Source organism: Marinobacter sp. B-12 (assembly GCF_056857915.1).
The window spans coordinates 163724-180826 of record NZ_JBSXOB010000064.1 but is presented as its reverse complement, the minus strand read 5'-3'; the positions used below and the strand labels follow the sequence as shown (position 1 = coordinate 180826).

At 57.2% G+C, this 17103-nt stretch carries 17 protein-coding genes; 2 read left to right on the top strand and 15 right to left on the bottom strand.

The features are described from left to right. Window position 1: 1 nt before the first annotated feature. Window positions 2-697, top strand: a complete 696-nt coding sequence (locus tag AC13D2_RS19630; RefSeq protein WP_292049174.1) for a FadR/GntR family transcriptional regulator — start codon at window positions 2-4, stop codon at window positions 695-697. Window positions 698-749: 52 nt separating this feature from the next. Continuing rightward, window positions 750-1715, top strand: a complete 966-nt coding sequence (locus AC13D2_RS19625) for a sugar kinase (RefSeq protein WP_292049173.1) — start codon at window positions 750-752, stop codon at window positions 1713-1715. 44 nt (window positions 1716-1759) lie between these two features. On the opposite strand, the gene glmS is transcribed toward AC13D2_RS19625, so the two are convergent. The 15 genes from glmS to mnmG form a co-directional block, all read right to left on the bottom strand. Further along, window positions 1760-3592, bottom strand: a complete 1833-nt coding sequence (gene glmS / locus AC13D2_RS19620; RefSeq protein ID WP_300495933.1) for a glutamine--fructose-6-phosphate transaminase (isomerizing) — start codon at window positions 3590-3592, stop codon at window positions 1760-1762. Between the two features lie 34 nt (window positions 3593-3626). After that, entirely contained in the window at window positions 3627-4991 is a 1365-nt protein-coding gene (gene glmU / locus AC13D2_RS19615) for a bifunctional UDP-N-acetylglucosamine diphosphorylase/glucosamine-1-phosphate N-acetyltransferase GlmU (RefSeq protein WP_300495930.1), read from the bottom strand. Window positions 4992-5132: 141 nt separating this feature from the next. Next, window positions 5133-5555: a F0F1 ATP synthase subunit epsilon gene (locus AC13D2_RS19610; protein WP_007153013.1), complete on the bottom strand. Its 423-nt coding sequence runs from the start codon at window positions 5553-5555 to the stop codon at window positions 5133-5135. Window positions 5556-5602: 47 nt separating this feature from the next. After that, complete coding sequence (atpD, locus tag AC13D2_RS19605) at window positions 5603-6997, bottom strand: F0F1 ATP synthase subunit beta (protein ID WP_300495926.1); 1395 nt, start codon at window positions 6995-6997, stop codon at window positions 5603-5605. Window positions 6998-7051: 54 nt separating this feature from the next. After that, on the bottom strand, window positions 7052-7915 hold the full coding sequence (gene atpG / locus AC13D2_RS19600; RefSeq protein WP_292049170.1) for a F0F1 ATP synthase subunit gamma: 864 nt from the start codon (window positions 7913-7915) through the stop codon (window positions 7052-7054). 71 nt (window positions 7916-7986) lie between these two features. Continuing rightward, entirely contained in the window at window positions 7987-9531 is a 1545-nt protein-coding gene (gene atpA / locus AC13D2_RS19595; protein ID WP_292049169.1) for a F0F1 ATP synthase subunit alpha, read from the bottom strand. 28 nt (window positions 9532-9559) lie between these two features. Continuing rightward, entirely contained in the window at window positions 9560-10096 is a 537-nt protein-coding gene (locus tag AC13D2_RS19590) for a F0F1 ATP synthase subunit delta (protein WP_292049168.1), read from the bottom strand. Between the two features lie 15 nt (window positions 10097-10111). Continuing rightward, window positions 10112-10582, bottom strand: coding sequence for a F0F1 ATP synthase subunit B (locus tag AC13D2_RS19585; protein ID WP_040474381.1), 471 nt, complete (start codon window positions 10580-10582; stop codon window positions 10112-10114). 65 nt (window positions 10583-10647) lie between these two features. After that, the gene (atpE, locus tag AC13D2_RS19580; protein ID WP_012138088.1) at window positions 10648-10905 is read right to left on the bottom strand and encodes a F0F1 ATP synthase subunit C; all 258 of its coding nucleotides are present in this window, start codon (window positions 10903-10905) and stop codon (window positions 10648-10650) included. A 73-nt stretch (window positions 10906-10978) separates the two neighbouring features. Next, window positions 10979-11851 carry a F0F1 ATP synthase subunit A gene (gene atpB, locus AC13D2_RS19575; protein ID WP_292049165.1) on the bottom strand — a complete coding sequence of 291 codons (873 nt, stop codon included), beginning with the start codon at window positions 11849-11851 and terminating at the stop codon, window positions 10979-10981. A gap of 19 nt (window positions 11852-11870) precedes the next feature. Further along, complete coding sequence (locus AC13D2_RS19570; protein WP_292049164.1) at window positions 11871-12269, bottom strand: F0F1 ATP synthase subunit I; 399 nt, start codon at window positions 12267-12269, stop codon at window positions 11871-11873. Between the two features lie 312 nt (window positions 12270-12581). Beyond that, a complete protein-coding gene (locus AC13D2_RS19565) occupies window positions 12582-13454 on the bottom strand; it encodes a ParB/RepB/Spo0J family partition protein (protein ID WP_292049162.1) in 873 nt (290 codons plus the stop codon). A 51-nt stretch (window positions 13455-13505) separates the two neighbouring features. Continuing rightward, entirely contained in the window at window positions 13506-14300 is a 795-nt protein-coding gene (locus tag AC13D2_RS19560) for a ParA family protein (RefSeq protein ID WP_036211720.1), read from the bottom strand. Continuing rightward, window positions 14288-14965 carry a 16S rRNA (guanine(527)-N(7))-methyltransferase RsmG gene (gene rsmG / locus AC13D2_RS19555; protein ID WP_292049159.1) on the bottom strand — a complete coding sequence of 226 codons (678 nt, stop codon included), beginning with the start codon at window positions 14963-14965 and terminating at the stop codon, window positions 14288-14290. The genes AC13D2_RS19560 and rsmG overlap by 13 nt, the downstream gene beginning before the upstream one ends. Before the next feature lie 8 nt (window positions 14966-14973). Next, window positions 14974-16860 carry a tRNA uridine-5-carboxymethylaminomethyl(34) synthesis enzyme MnmG gene (gene mnmG / locus AC13D2_RS19550; protein ID WP_292049157.1) on the bottom strand — a complete coding sequence of 629 codons (1887 nt, stop codon included), beginning with the start codon at window positions 16858-16860 and terminating at the stop codon, window positions 14974-14976. Between the last annotated feature and the right edge of the window lie 243 nt (window positions 16861-17103).

Genomic DNA, 17103 nt, shown 5'->3' with positions numbered 1-17103 from the left:
CATGGTACAAGACGATACGTATTCACTGGCGTCGGCGGTCTACGAAAAAATTCTCGCCGCCGTCATTGATGGCCAGTATCCAATCAACAAGAAGCTCCCCACCGAGGCACAGTTATGCCAACGTTATGAGGTTTCCCGCCCTGTTCTGCGTGACGCGCTAGCCCGACTCAAGGAAGACGAATTGGTGGTATCCCGCAGGGGGTCCGGCAGTTTTGTCATTCGCCGCCCCGACAGTGCCGTATTGAAGTTTGCACCGATCTCCAGCATCGCGGATATCCAGCGCTGCTTCGAGTTCCGTACCAATGTCGAATCCAAGGCGGCACATCTTGCCGCACTGCGGCGCACGCCCGAACAGCTTGCCCAAATTCGGCACTGTTACGATCTGATCGACGAAGCCAACGCCCGGCAAATGCTTGCTACCGAAGAAGACTACCGTCTTCATCTGGCCATCACCGAGGCAGCCAGCAACCACTACTACTACACCGTGCTGAAATCACTTCATGAGAGCATCAAGGAAGGCATGAACCTGACCAGGAATCTGTCACTGATGGCGCCGAAAGAGCGTCTTCGGCTGGTACAGGATGAACATCTGGCCATCGTCGAGGCAATCGCTGAACAGGATGGTGAACGGGCAGAGGCCGCAATGAGGTCCCACATCGACAAGGCCCGTCATCGGATGTTCGAGGGAACCCGTTGATGAGCCAAAGACCATGAACGGGAACAACCATCTAAAAGGTCAACACAACAGCATGAAAGACGTGCAAGCCACCAGGATTCTGACATTCGGCGAGGCGATGGCCATGTTCGTTGCAGATGCCCCGGGCAGTCTGGAGGACATTGAGCAGTTCCAGCGTCGAATTGCCGGCGCCGATACCAATGTGGCGATTGGACTGGCCCGGCTGGGCTTTCCCGTTAGCTGGTTGAGTCGGGTCGGTGCGGACGGTTTTGGCCGTTTCATTCGCCGCACCCTGGAGTCGGAGGGGGTCGACTGTCGCTACCTGATTGAGGATGAAAACCATGCCACCGGTCTGATGTTCAAGGAACAGGCCGAACACGGGGCAGACCCCAGAGTGGAATACTTCCGGCGCGGGAGTGCCGCCAGTAACCTGGGCGTGAGGGATGCCAGCGCAGTCGATTTCACCGCGATACGCCACGTCCACGCCACCGGCATCCCCCCTGCTCTCTCACCGAGCTGCCGGGATCTGTCCTGGTGCATTCTGGAAAGAGCTCGGGAAAACGGCGCAAGCATTTCCTTTGATCCGAACCTGAGACCCAGTCTCTGGAAGAGCGAAACTGATATGCGGGACACCCTCAATGCCATGGCCTTCCGGTCAGACTGGGTGTTGCCCGGGCTCGCCGAGGGCCAAAGGCTGACGGGTTGTGATACGCCTGAAGCCATCGCCGATTTTTATCTGCAAAGGGGGGTAAGCGCAGTGATCCTTAAGCTTGGCCCCGAAGGCGCGTTTTTCCGCGGTCGCCTTGGAGGAAGTGAGGAGACCTTCACCGTTCCCGGTTATTCCGTACCCAAAGTCGTGGATACTGTGGGGGCGGGCGACGGGTTCGCGGTTGGTGTGGTCAGTGGGTTGCTTGATGGGCTGTCCCCACAATCGGCCATCCGTCGGGGAAATCTCATCGGAGCTCAAGCTGTCCAGGTGCGTGGTGACATGGAAGGGCTGCCCAGTCGGGCAAGGCTTGGCGACCTGGAAGCTTTATAGAGCAGGAGATCATGGGGTAATTCTCATAGGTTCAGCGTCACCATCTACTCGACGGTAACACTCTTCGCCAGGTTCCGCGGCTGATCCACATCAGTACCTTTTAGAACAGCCACGTGATAGGACAGCAACTGCAGCGGCACGGTATAGACAATCGGTGAGGTTATCGGGTGTACCGATGGTAGCGGCATCACGTGGATGCCTTCCTGTGGCCGCACGTCCGCCGCCTGGTCGGCAAATACAAACAGCTCGCCGCCGCGAGCGCGAACTTCTTCCAGGTTGGACTTCAGCTTCTCCAACAGCTCGTTGTTGGGCGCCACCGTAACCACCGGCATCTCCCCATCCACCAGAGCAAGGGGGCCATGCTTGAGCTCACCGGCCGGATAGGCTTCGGCGTGGATGTAGGAGATTTCCTTGAGTTTCAGTGCCCCCTCAAGGGCTACCGGGAACATGGCGCCACGGCCGAGGAACAGGCTGTGGTTCTTGTCCATGAAAGACTTCGACATCTCAGCGATATCACCGTCCAGTGCCAATACCTGATCCACCTGGCCGGGTAGCAGGCGAATCGCCTCCACAATCTCTGCTTCCCGTGACTCTTCCAGGCCATTGTGGCGAGCCAGTGCCAGGGTGAAGATCAATAGCGCAGTAAGCTGGGTGGTAAACGCCTTGGTTGAGGCCACGCCGATTTCCGGGCCGGCCTGGGTCATGATCACCAGATCGGATTCCCTCACCAGGGAGCTGCCGGGCACGTTGCAGATGGCCATGGCGGCACGGAAGCCAGCTTTTTTGGCCTGGCGCAGTGCGGCCAGAGTATCGGCGGTTTCGCCGGACTGGGAGATGCACAGGAACAGGGTATCCGGCTGAATCACATGTTTGCGGTAGCGAAACTCGGAGGCCACTTCCACGGAACAGGGCACACCCGCCAGTTCCTCTATCCAGTAGCGTGCCACCATACCGGCATGGTAACTGGTGCCACAGGCGATGATCTGAACATGGCGAACGTCTTCCAGCAGGTTGCCGGCCTGGGTGCCGAGCGCCTGTTCCAGCACGCGGGTGTTGGTTACCCGGCCTTCCGTTGTCGCGCGGATGACCCTCGGCTGCTCATGGATTTCCTTGAGCATGAAATGGCGGTACTCGCCTTTTTCGGCGGCATCCTGGCTGTGTTCAAAGCGGGTAACCGCACGTTCCACCGGTTGCTTGTTGCGGTCGTGAATCTCAATCCGATCACGACGGATATCGGCGATATCTCCTTCTTCAAGGAACATGAAACGGTCGGTGACGGGCAGCAACGCGAGCTGGTCGGAGGCGATAAAGTTCTCGCCGATGCCGACACCCACGACCAACGGACTGCCTTCACGGCAAACCACCATATGGTCCGGCTCGTCTGCATGAATCACTGCCAGCGCAAACGCTCCGCGCAAACGTTCAATGGCTGTGCTCACGGCTTCGTATAGGCTGTCGCTCAGGCGGAACTGCTTTTCGATAAGATGCGCAACAACTTCGGTGTCGGTCTGGGAGGTGAATTCAAACCCTTCGGCTTTCAGTTCTTCCCGTAGCTCCTGATAGTTCTCGATAATGCCGTTGTGGACAATGGCCAGACGGTCACCAGACATGTGAGGGTGAGCATTGATCTGGGACGGTTCACCGTGGGTCGCCCAGCGGGTGTGCGCAATGCCGGCAGTTCCCTCAAGCCCATTGCCAGTGATGGCATCGGCCAGGGCCGCAACCTTGCCCACTTCGCGGGCCCGGTTAATGGCCTGTTTGCCGTCGATCACGGCCATGCCGGCGGAGTCGTAGCCCCGATATTCCAGACGACGCAGGCCTTCGAGAAGAATTCCCTGGACATCCCTTTCTGATACCGCACCTACAATGCCACACATGTCGCTGTCACCTGTCCGTTGTATATCGTTTAAATCACTTTTTCGTCGGCCGTTCCCAGCCGGAGATATTGCGCTGACGAGCTCGTGCGACCGCCAGCTCACTCTCCGCCACATCACGGGTGATGGTAGAGCCCGCACCGACGGTAGACCCGGAAGCGATGCTGACCGGCGCCACCAGTGAGGTGTTGGACCCAACAAACACGTCATCACCAATAACGGTTCTGGATTTATTCACCCCATCATAATTACAGGTGATGGTCCCTGCACCCACATTTACATTACGGCCAAGTGAGGCGTCACCAACGTAACTGAGGTGGTTGATCTTGCTTCCCTCGCCCACGTCGGCTTTCTTGGTTTCAACAAAGTTGCCTACCTTGGTGTTGGCCGCCAGCCGGGTACCGGGCCGAAGGCGGGCGAACGGTCCGACACTGGCGCCCGCGCCCACGTTCGCGCCGTCGATTAGCGAGTGCGCTTCGATTGTTGCACCGGCCGCGATATGGCTATCCCGTATCACACAACCAGGTCCGATACTGACACCGTCTGCCAGCGAGACCTTGCCTTCAAACACCACGTTAACATCGATCAGGACATCCTGGCCCACCGACAACTCACCACGCACGTCAATACGGGCAGGATCCGCCAGGGTTGCACCCTCAGTCATTAAACGGTCGGCTTCCTGACGCTGTACCCAGCGCTCAAGTTCGGCGAGTTGAAGACGGTTGTTAACACCCTGGACCTCATATTCGGACGCAGGTTGGGCAACGGCGATATCCACTCCGCGGTCAGCCGCCATGGCAATGATATCGGTCAGGTAGTATTCACCCTGAGCGTTGCTGTTGGAGAGCTGCGGCAGCCAGTCCTTCAAGTGGCGTGCCGAGACCGCCAGGATGCCCGTATTCACCTCCCGGATTTGCTTCTGGGCATCAGTGGCATCCTTCTGTTCCACGATCGCACGCACCTTGCCGCTCTCATCCCGCAGGATGCGCCCGTATCCATCCGGTGTTTCCAGGTTCACGGTTAACAACGCGAGTGAACGATCACTTACCTGAGAAACCAGGTTTTCAAGCGTCTCAACTTTGGTTAGTGGTACGTCGCCATAGAGAATCAACACTCGCGCCTCATCCGGCAGAGCCGGCAGAGCCTGAGCAACCGCGTGGCCCGTGCCCAGTTGCTGTTCCTGCAGTGCCCAGATGAGATCTTCGGCGGGTGTAATCTGCCGGACCTGGTCCGCACCATGCCCAATGACGCCATGGATACCGGAGGCGCCCAACTGGCGGGCGGTATCAACAACGTGATGGAGCATGGGCTTGCCAGCCACCCGATGGAGAACTTTCGGCAGCGACGATTTCATTCTCGAACCCTGGCCGGCGGCCAGAATCACAACGTGAAGGGGAGTCATACGATTACCACGCTCCGGATCGGTAGCCAGTTTCAGTGCCTGAACAAAAAAAACCGCACCCTTCGTTGCCTGACAACGTTTCGCTGTTCTCAGGCGACTCAAGATGCGGTTTTGGTGATCGGCAGTCCCGAAAAGATACGCCTAGCGCATCTTGTTGCGCAGCTGCTGGATGGTTCGAAGCTGGGCAACAGCTTCGGCCAACTCGGCGGCGGCACGGGAATACTCAAATTCACCCGTTTGATTGGCGAGTGCCTTCTCAGCCTCACGCTGAGCTTCAATCGCCGCTGCTTCGTCCACATCCTTGGCACGGACAGCCGTGTCCGCGAGCAGCGTTACCAGATTCGGCTGAACTTCCAGATAACCACCAGACACGTAAAGGATCTCTTCCTCTCCGCCCTGTTTGATTATCCGGATAGGACCCGGCTTAAGCTGGGTCAGCAGCGGCGTATGGCCCGGGGCGATACCCAGGTCACCTTCAGAGCCCGCTGCGATCAGCATTTCAACCAATCCGGAATAGATCTTTGTTTCGGCACTTACCACGTCACAATGCACGGTCATACCCATGTTGTTGCCTCTCTGATCGATCCGGAAACAAGCGCTTTAGGCTCAGATTACTTCTTTGCCTTGCTCTTCATTTCCTTCGCTTTCTCGACCGCTTCCTCAATGGTACCAACCATGTAGAACGCCTGCTCAGGCATATCATCATAGTCACCGTTGAGAATGCCCTTAAAGCTGCTGATGGTTTCCTTCAGGGAAACGTACTTACCGGGAGAACCAGTGAAGACTTCAGCAACATGGAACGGCTGGGACAGAAAACGCTCGATCTTACGGGCACGGGCAACGGTCAGCTTGTCTTCTTCTGACAGCTCGTCCATACCCAGGATGGCGATGATGTCTTTCAGCTCTTTGTAGCGCTGCAGGTTGGTCTGCACGCCACGAGCCACTTCGTAGTGCTCGTCACCGATGACCAGCGGATCCAGCTGACGAGAGGTGGAGTCAAGCGGGTCGATCGCCGGGTAAATACCCTTGGAAGCGATGTCACGGCTCAGTACCACGGTCGCGTCAAGGTGGGAGAAGGTGGTCGCCGGAGACGGGTCGGTCAAGTCATCCGCCGGTACATAGACCGCCTGGATGGACGTGATGGAACCGGTCTTGGTCGACGTGATCCGCTCCTGCAGCTCACCCATCTCCTGGGCCAGAGTCGGCTGGTAACCTACCGCAGACGGCATACGGCCGAGCAGGGCTGATACTTCGGTACCCGCCAGCGTGTAACGGTAGATGTTATCGACGAACAGCAGTACGTCACGACCTTCGTCACGGAACTTCTCAGCCATGGTGAGACCGGTCAGGGCCACACGCAGACGGTTTCCGGGAGGCTCGTTCATCTGGCCATAGACCATCGCTACTTTATCAAGAACGTTGGAGTCCTTCATTTCGTAGTAGAAGTCGTTACCTTCACGGGTCCGCTCACCAACACCGGCGAATACAGAGAGACCGGAGTGCTCTTTCGCAATGTTGTTGATCAGCTCCATCATGTTGACGGTCTTACCAACACCGGCACCACCGAACAGGCCGACCTTACCACCTTTGGCGAACGGGCAGATCAAGTCGATAACCTTGATGCCGGTTTCCAGCAGGTCTGCGGACGCTGCCTGGTCGGCATAGCCCGGTGCCTTGCGGTGGATACCCCAGCGCTCTTCTTCGCCGATCTCGCCCTGTTCGTCGATGGGACGACCCAGAACATCCATGATACGGCCCAGAGTCTGGGTGCCAACCGGTACTGAAATGGCTTTACCGGTGTTGTCTGCTTTCAGGCCACGCTTCAGGCCTTCGGTGCTGCCCATGGCGATGGTACGAACAATGCCGTCACCCAGCTGCTGCTGGACTTCCAGAGTTGTATCGCCACCTTCAAGCAGCAGTGCGTCATATACGTTGGGTACGGAGTCACGTGGAAATTCCACGTCGATAACCGCGCCAATGATCTGAACGATGTGTCCGCTACTCATGCTCGGTTCCTCGTTATCTTGATAGTCAATAAAACCAGTTGGATTGCTGGCGGATCAGACCGAAGCCGCACCGCTGACAATCTCCGAAATCTCTTGGGTGATAGCTGCCTGACGCGCCTTGTTGTAAGCCAGCTGAAGCTCGTCGATGATGCCACCGGCGTTGTCAGTTGCACTCTTCATGGCGATCATACGGGCGGCCTGTTCACATGCCAGATTTTCCACCACACCCTGGTACACTTGGGATTCAATGTAACGTGGCAGAAGGCCATCGAGGATCTGCCTGGCATCGGGCTCGTAGAGATAATCCCACTGGTTCTTGATCTCTTCCTCGTCTTCTCCCGGAGGCAGTGGCAGAATCTGCTCCACCTGCGGGGTCTGGGTCATGGTGTTTTCGAACTCGTTGCTGACCAGGTAAAGACGGTCGATCTTGCCTTCCGAGAACGCATCCAGCATGACTTTGACGTTGCCGATGAGTTTTTCAGAGCTCGGGCTGTCCCCCAGATGGGTCAGCGCCGCAACGACGTTGCCGCCATAGCTCCTGAAGAAAGAAGCACCTTTCTGCCCGATGGTACACAGATCAGCCTCTACTCCTTTCTCTTTCCACGCTCGCATGTCACGAACAAGCGCTTTGAACAGGTTGATGTTCAGACCACCACACAGGCCACGATCCGTAGACACCACCACATAGCCCACGCGCTTGACTTCACGCTCGACCATGAACGGGTGCTTGTACTGGACGTTCGCCTTGGCAATATGCCCAATAACCTGGCGCATCTTTTCCGCATAAGGGCGTGTTGCCTTCATGCGCTCCTGAGCCTTGCGCATCTTGCTCGCCGCAACCATTTCCATGGCGCTGGTGATTTTCTGCGTGCTCTTGATGCTGGATATCTGGTTACGTATTTCTTTTCCGGCGGCCATAACTCACTGCCCTCTCAAGTTAGACACTCGTTGCTCGAAAATCGGCCCGCAACGCATTGCAGGCCCATTCGTTACCAGCTTTGAGTGGTCTTGAATTTCTCAAGTGCAGCTTTCAGGCTCGCGGCAATTTCATCGTTGTAATCGCCTTTCTCGTTGATCTTGTCGAGAAGTTCTTTCTGCTCGGACCGCATCCAGTCCAGCATCAGTGCTTCGAACTTCACTACATTGTCGACATCAACGTCGTCCAGGAAGCCTTCGTTGGCTGCGAACAGAACCGTACCCATTTCAGCCACGGACATCGGGCTGTACTGGTTCTGTTTCATCAGTTCGGTCACCCGCTGACCGTGCTCAAGCTGCTTACGGGTCGCTTCGTCAAGGTCGGAAGCAAACTGTGCGAAAGCGGCCAGTTCACGATACTGGGCCAGCGCGAGACGGATGTTACCGCCAAGCTTCTTCATGATCTTGGTCTGGGCGGAACCACCCACCCGCGATACCGAGACACCCGCGTTCATCGCCGGACGGATACCGGAGTTGAACAGGTTGGTCTCCAGGAAGATCTGGCCGTCGGTGATCGAGATCACGTTGGTCGGTACGAACGCGGAAACGTCGCCGGCCTGGGTCTCGATGATCGGCAGAGCCGTCAGCGAACCGGTCTGGCCTTTTACTTCGCCGTTGGTCAGCTTTTCAACTTCGTCGGCGTTGATCCGGGACGCCCGCTCCAGCAGACGGGAGTGCAGGTAGAAAACGTCACCCGGGTAAGCTTCACGACCCGGCGGACGACGCAGCAGCAGGGAGATCTGGCGATAGGCCACAGCCTGCTTGGACAGATCATCATAGATGATCAGTGCGTCTTCACCGCGGTCACGGAAGTATTCACCCATGGATGTGCCGGAGTAGGGGGCCAGGAACTGCATCGCTGCAGGATCGGCGGCACCGGCGGCAACCACGATGGTGTGATCCATCGCGCCGTGCTCTTCCAGCTTGCGCACAACCGCGGCAATGGAAGACTGCTTCTGGCCGACAGCCACGTAGATACACTTGATGCCGGAACCTTTCTGGTTGATGATCGCGTCGATGGCGACGGCGGTCTTACCGATCTGGCGGTCACCGATGATCAGCTCACGCTGGCCACGACCGATTGGCACCATGGTGTCGATGGCTTTCAGACCGGTCTGGACCGGCTCATCAACGGATTGACGAGCGATAACGCCGGGAGCCACTTTCTCGACCGGTGAGGTCAGATCGGTGCCCAGTTCGCCCTTGCCATCGACGGGATTACCCAGGCCATCAACCACACGGCCCATCAGTTCCGGACCTACCGGTACTTCCAGGATGCGGCCGGTACAACGAACCTTCTGGCCTTCCGCCAGATCTTCGTAGTCACCCAGTACAACCGCACCCACAGAGTCACGCTCCAGGTTCAGGGCCATACCGAATATGCCGTTGGCAAATTCAATCATCTCACCGTACATAACGTCGGCGAGACCGTGGATCAGTACGATACCGTCAGAAACGGAGAGGATCGTACCTTCGTTCTTTGCATCGGAAGAGATATCGAGCTTTTCGATTCTCTTCTTGATGATGTCACTGATCTCGGATGGATTCAGTTGCTGCATGCCTTTATCCTCAAACCTTGTGCTGAAATCAGGAGCCCAGAGCGTCGGCCAGTTTGGTCAGCTTTCCGCGTACAGATGCGTCAATCACCATGTCGCCGGTGCGTACAATCACACCGCCGATCAAAGACTTGTCCATTGACGCTGCGAGTGACACTTGGCGCTCGAGTTTGGTCGACAGTGCCTGGGCGAGCTTCTGCTGTTGTTCGTCCGTCAACTCATATGCAGAGGTGACATCAATATCAACAGTGCGCTCAAAGTCAGCCCGGTACGTGTTGAAGAGCGCTGCAATCTCGGGCAGAAGACTCAACCGGCGATTGGCCGCCAGAATCATTAAGAAATTGCGAACCGACTCTGTGACGTTGTCTCCAACGCACTCCAGAATCATGTCTGCCTTCTTCTGCTCTTCGGTGCCTGGACTGGCGAGAAGCTGTCGAATGTCTTCGTTGGCTGTAATCTGCCCGGCAACGGTTAGCACTTCAGACCATTCAGCCAGTTGCTTCTGGTCCTGAGCGGCCGAAAATGCTGCCTTTGCGTAAGGGCGGGCCAGCGTTCTCAGTTGTGCCATGATGAACCTCGTCGTTTAGAGTTCTGCTGCCAGTTTGTCCAGCATCTCACTGTGCTTGTTGGCATCGACAGAGGTTTCCAGGATCTTCTCAGCACCGGCAACCGCGATGGCGGCAATTTCTGCACGCAACGCGTCACGAGCCTGATTGCGCTCCTGCTCAATTTCGGCCTTGGCCTGCTCAATCAGCTTCTGGCCTTCCTTGCGGGCATCGTCTTTCGATGCTTCCACAATCTGGGCCGCACGCTTGTTGGCCTGTTCGATCAGGCCAGCCGCTTGCTGCTTGGCTTCACGCAGTTCCTTGGCTGACTTTTCCTGAGCCAGTTCCAGATCGCGCGCGGCGCGGTCTGAGGCAGCCAGTCCGTCAGCGATCTTCTTTTGACGTTCCTGCAGTGCGGCCATAATCGGCGGCCACACATATTTCATGCAGAACACGACAAAGATAAAGAACGCGATGGCTTGACCAATCATCGTCAAATTAATGTTCACGTCTTCACCTCTCGCCTGTTGTGTAAAGAATCATCAGACCGGGAGTATTCCCGGCGGCGACTCGATTAACCGGCGATCTGGCCGACAAACGGGTTGGCGAAAGTGAAGAACAGAGCGATACCAACACCGATCATGGTTACGGCGTCCAGCAGGCCAGCAACGATGAACATTTTAACCTGCAGCATCGGGGTCATTTCCGGTTGACGTGCGGCGCCTTCCAGGAACTTGCCACCGAGGATACCAAAGCCGATAGCAGTACCCAGGGCACCCAGGCCGATCAGCAGTGCAACGGCAATCGCGGTCATTCCAACTACAGTTTCCATGATAACTCCCAGTTTTCAGTTAGGTTTTCAGTTTAAGGGTTTTGGTTTTCAAACTACGTTTTAATGGTTCCGATCAATGACTGTCTTCGTGAGCCATGCTCAGGTAGACAATCGTCAACATCATGAAGATGAACGCCTGCAGCGTGATGATCAGAATGTGGAAAATGGCCCAGGGTACCGACAACGCCCACTGTGCCCAGAACGGCAGCAGGGCAATCAGGATAAAGATCAACTCACCGGCATAGAGGTTACCGAACAGACGCAGTGCCAGTGAAATGGGCTTGGCCAGCAGGCTCACACCTTCCAGCAACAGGTTAACCGGTACCAGCAATACTTTGAGAAAGAAGTTGTCGGACGAGAACGGGTGCAGGGTCAACTCCCCGACAAAACCACCGACGCCTTTGACCTTGATGCTGTAGTAGATGATCAGGAAGAACACGGAGAGCGACATGCCCAGTGTGACATTGACGTCCGTAGTCGGCACGACCTTCATGTATTCCAGACCCATCATGTGGAACAACTGGGGCAGGAAGTCCACCGGTACCAGGTCCATCAGGTTCATCAGGAAGACCCAGCAGAAGATGGTCAGCGACAGTGGCGCAATCACCTTGTTCCGGCCGTGGAAGGTCTCTTTGACACTGGTATCAACAAATTCGATCAGAATTTCAACAAAGTTCTGGAGACCACTGGGCTGCCCGGAGGTCGCTCGCTTTGCTGCCACGCGAAACAGAATCAGGAACAGGGCGCCCAGCGCAACAGCCCATCCGAGAGAATCCACGTGAACGGCCCAGAAACCCATATCAGAGGCTTCCCGGGCATTGTGGGCCATGGTCCAGCCTGCTTCCGACATCACCGAACCATCAGCACGCTCATAGCCGGCCGGAAGTTTCCCATAGGTGAGATTCTGGAGGTGGTGCTGGATATACTCTGATGCGCTGCCTGCCATAACGTTCTCTCAGGTCCTGTTAGCTTCGCTGCGTTCTGCGGCTCGCAAGGAGCGGAGTCAACCAATTGGTGACCAACATGATCGCAAATGATAAAAAAAGTGCCGCTATATCAAGCGACGGAATCCATTTGAACACCATCGTAAACAGGATGGCGCACAGGATGAGCTTGCCGGCCTCACCCTGGTAAAAAGAACTCATGATCTGCCGGGCAGACCGCGCGCCGGAGTAGCGGAAAGCCTTGAAGGCAAAATAGCCGTGGGGCAGAAGAAAAATAAGCCCCCCAAGCAGTGCTGAATAACCGGCCACCTGGCTTTTAAAGAGGAAGGCCAGACTGACGACGACCAATACCACACTTTCTATTACAAACCATCGTGCGATGGGCGGACGCTGTATCCCACCCTGTTCAGCCTTCGTCATGGTATTTCCCGGTTGCCACACCGCTTTGGCTCGGTGCCGTTTATTAATTAGACAATCGCACCGATACAAGCGCCGCAGATTATATGTGTTCAATCTACACGAATCAACAAAACCGGAATTGTCTCTCCGCCCTGAAACACGCAGAAAAACTGGCGTTGGGGGAAATGGGGACACAAATAGACACCAAAGCGAAGGGGCAGCACTATATGTAGTGGTACCTAGTCAATACTGACCTTTGGCACCCCGTCGTTGGTCGCAGAGTGCCAGCACTAAATTGTTAACAGCGGCACTGTGGGAATCCTGCCAGGAGCGTTACTTGATATGGCCCAGAATGCCATCCAGCTCGTCGAGGGAGGTGTATTCAATCACCAGTTTGCCCTTGCCACGCTGGCCATGGTCAATCGACACCCGGGCACCGAGTCGCTCGGCCAGGTCGTCCTGCAGAGCGCGGATGTTCGGATCCACTTCACCCTTGGTTTTCTTGCGGTTCGGCGATTCCTGTTGCACCCGGCGAACCAGGGCTTCCGTCTGCCGAACCGACAGGGACTTCGCGACCACCTGCCGCGCTACCTGCATTTGCTGCTCAGGCTGAAGCGTAAGCATGGCACGGCCATGCCCCATTTCCAGGTCGCCATGTTCCAACATAACACGAACGTCTTCCGACAGGCTGATCAGTCGCAGCAGGTTGGTGATGGTGGTACGGGACTTACCCACCGCTTCAGCGACCTGAGCCTGGGTCAGGCCAAACTCATCCTGCAGACGTTGTAGTGCAAAGGCTTCTTCGATGGGATTGAGGTTCTCGCGCTGGATATTCTCAATCAGCGCCATGGCGATGGCGGCATCATCCGGCACGTCACGGATAATGGCAGGAATGCGGTCCAGCTCGGCCATCTGGGTGGCTCGCCAGCGGCGCTCGCCTGCGATCAACTCAAAGCGGCCTTCGGCAATCGGGCGTACGACAACGGGCTGCATCACACCCTGCTGACGGATGGAGTCAGCCAGTTCCTGAAGAGCCGCCGGGTCCATGTCACGGCGAGGCTGGAACCGGCCACGTTGGATCAGGTCGATCGGAACTTCCCGGAGCTCACCGTCGTGGTCCTTCAGTTCCTGGTCCAGGTTGACTCTGGAGCCCTGCAACAGAGCGCCCAGTCCGCGCTCACCCAGTCCTCGTTTCTTCGCCGCCATGGTATTTGTCATTCTTCCCGATGAAATATCTGTGTGCAAAGGAGAGGTAGTTTACACGGCAACGGCCGCAGATGTCTTTTGCGATCCATGCCGGCGTACCATTTCACCGGCCAGGGCCAGGTAGGCCACCGCGCCCTTGGACGCGCGATCGTATTTCAGCGCCGGCATACCATAGCTCGGGGCTTCCGCCAGCCTCACGTTGCGGGGGATCACCGCACGGTAGACCTTGTCGCCGAAAAACTCGTTGAGCTGGCTGGAAACATCCAGGGTCAGGCTGTTGCGGGGGTCGTACATGGTGCGCAGGATGCCTTCTACCTGCAGGTCCGGGTTGACGGTTTCCTGAATCTGCTCAACCGTGTTCATCAATGCCGCCAGGCCCTCAAGAGCATAATATTCACACTGCATGGGAATCAGCACCGTATCCGCCGCTGACAGCGCATTGACGGTCAGCAGGCTGAGGGACGGCGGACAGTCGATCAGGATGTAGTCGTAGTTCTCCCGCACCTTGTTCAGGGCCAGACGCAGGCGATGCTCGCGGCCGATTTCGTTCATCAGTTCCACTTCGGCAGCGGTCAGGTCGCCGTTGGCCGGCAGTATGTCGAACCCAGAGACTTCAGCCCGGAAAATGACCTCGGCTGCCGTTGCCCGTTTGGTGAGCATGTCGTAGCCGGAGAGCTCCAAGGCATTCTTGTCCACACCACTGCCCATGGTGGCGTTGCCCTGGGGGTCCATATCCACCAGTAACACGCGGCGCTTGGTTGCGGCCAACGACGCAGCCAGGTTGACGCAGGTGGTGGTTTTACCCACACCGCCTTTTTGATTGGTCACTGCAATCACACGCGCCATGACTCGCCTCCTGTCGTGAAATTCTGATGGCTGGAATCCCGACCGATCACCAGCAGGTGACGGTCGCCGTCCGAGCCAGGTACCGATAATGACTGTCGGGATGTTACCTGCCAACCCGCTGGCAGGGCAGCCACCTCATCATCCGGAAACTGACCTTTCATGGCAAGGAACTCACCCTCATCCGCAAGCAGATGCCCGCACCAGTTGACGAGGTTATCCAGTGCCGTAAACGCACGACTGCTGATCTGCCGGTATCGGATCGCGGGATCACAGCTTTCAGCCCGGCCGTGAATGATCTCCACATTTTTCAGGCCAAGTTCCAGCACACACTGGGTCAGGAAGCGGGTTTTCTTGCTGTTGCTGTCCAGCAGGGTAAAACGCCTGTCGGGTAACGTGATCGCCAGGGGGATGCCGGGCAACCCGCCCCCGGCACCAACATCCAGCAGATGGTCCGCGGTGACAAACGGCAGGATACTGAGGCTGTCCAACAACTGGCGCGACACCATCTGTCGTGGCTCCCGCACAGCCGTGAGGTTATAGGCGCGGTTCCACTTATTCAGCAGGGCCAGAAACGCCAGCAGCTGTTGCTGGCTGGCGCTGTCCAGTTCCAGGTTGAGGTCAACCAGGCCCTGGGCGAGCTGGCGTTGCCAGAGTGCATCGCTCATGGGCGCACTCAGGCGGATTGCTTGCGCAGCAGGTCGCGCTTCTTGAGATGTACCAGCACCTGGGAAATGGCGGCCGGGGTCACACCCTGGATGCGTGAAGCCTGGGCCACGGTTTCCGGCCGTACTTCCTTGAGCTTCTGCTTGATCTCGTTGGACAGGCCACCAATGGCATCAAAATCAATATCATCCGGTAAACGGGTATTTTCGTTCCGGCGCAGGCGCTCGATTTCGTCCGCCTGGCGGGAGATATAGCCCTCGTACTTGATCTCGATTTCCACCTGATCCGCCACCGCCGGGTCGTCTGCGTGGCCTTCGGCCATGTCAGCAATGTGGCGATAGTTGATCTCGGGGCGCCGCAGCAGCTCCGCCAGTGTCTGGTCACGGTTCATGGGCTGGCGCAGGTGGCTGTTGGCGGCGTCCCCACCAGAGGTGCCCGGATGAATGCGTGTGGTTTCAAGGCGCTGACGTTCAGCCGCGATGGCTTCACGCTTGCTGTTGAAGGCCTGCCAGCGTTGGTCATCCACCAACCCAAGCTTGTGACCGGTTTCCGTCAGGCGAAGGTCGGCGTTGTCCTCCCGCAGGATCAGTCGGTATTCGGCACGGCTGGTAAACATGCGGTACGGCTCGGAAGTACCCATGGTGATCAGGTCGTCCACCAGAACGCCAAGATAGGCTTCGTCACGGCGGGGGTACCATTCGTCCTTGTCTTGAGCACGCAATGCCGCGTTGATACCCGCGAGAAGGCCCTGGGCACCGGCTTCTTCGTAACCGGTGGTGCCATTGATCTGGCCCGCAAAGTACAGGCCCTGGATGAATTTGGTTTCCAGGGTGTGGCGCAGATCCTGTGGGTTCAGGAAGTCGTACTCAATGGCGTAGCCGGGCCGCGTAATGTGGGCATTCTCGAAGCCGGGAATGGTGCGCACAGCGGCAAGCTGGATATCGAACGGCAGACTGGTGGAGATGCCGTTGGGGTACAACTCATTGGTGGTCAGCCCCTCCGGCTCCACGAAAATCTGGTGCGAGTCCTTGTCGGCAAACCGGTTTACCTTGTCCTCGATGGAGGGGCAATAGCGAGGCCCGATACCTTCGATGTTACCGGCAAACATGGGCGACCGGTCAAAGCCACTGCGAATGATGTCGTGGGTTTGTTCGGTGGTGCGGGTAACGTAGCAACATACCTGTTCAGGATGCTGGTTGCGGGAACCCAGGAAGGACATCACTGGCGCCGGATCATCACCCCACTGCTCCTGCATCACGGAGAAATCCACGCTGCGAGCGTCAATACGGGGTGGGGTGCCGGTTTTCAGGCGCCCGACGTTGAACGGCAGTTCACGTAAACGCTGTGCCAGCGCGTTCGCCGGTGCGTCACCGGCACGGCCACCGGAATGCTGCTGCATGCCTATGTGGATAACACCGCCAAGGAAGGTTCCGGTGGTCAGCACCACCGTGGGCGCGCGAAAACGAATGCCGGACTGGGTAACCACACCGGTGATGCGCCCACCATCCACAATCAGGTCGTCAGCGGCCTGCTGGAACAGGGTCAGGTTGGGCTGGTTCTCGAGGATTTCGCGGATGGCCGCCTTGTACAGCACCCGGTCTGCCTGGGCGCGGGTGGCTCGTACCGCCGGTCCTTTGCGCGAGTTGAGAACGCGGAACTGGATTCCCGCCTTGTCGGTGGCCATGGCCATGGCGCCACCGAGGGCATCGATTTCCTTGACCAGATGGCTCTTGCCGATACCGCCAATGGCGGGGTTGCAGGACATCTGGCCCAGGGTCTCGATGTTGTGGGTCAGCAGCAGGGTCTGCGAACCCATGCGTGCAGCCGCCAGCGCGGCTTCAGTGCCGGCATGGCCACCACCAATGACTATGACATCGAAACGGGTCGGATAATCCACAACATCACCTCGGCAAACGGGGATTCAGAAAAATTCTCGGTCTCAGGAAACAGCCTGAAAATCAGGGCGGGGAGTATAACGCCTCACCCGGTAAATTGCAGTCAGAATGTGCAAATTTTAACCAGACATGAGGGATTATCGAAAGACCCCGGGCATTACCTACCCGGTACATAGGGTTCCACGCCGGGTTTCACGAATAGTGGATAACCGAAATCTGACGGATATCAGCGGCTTGTAGACACC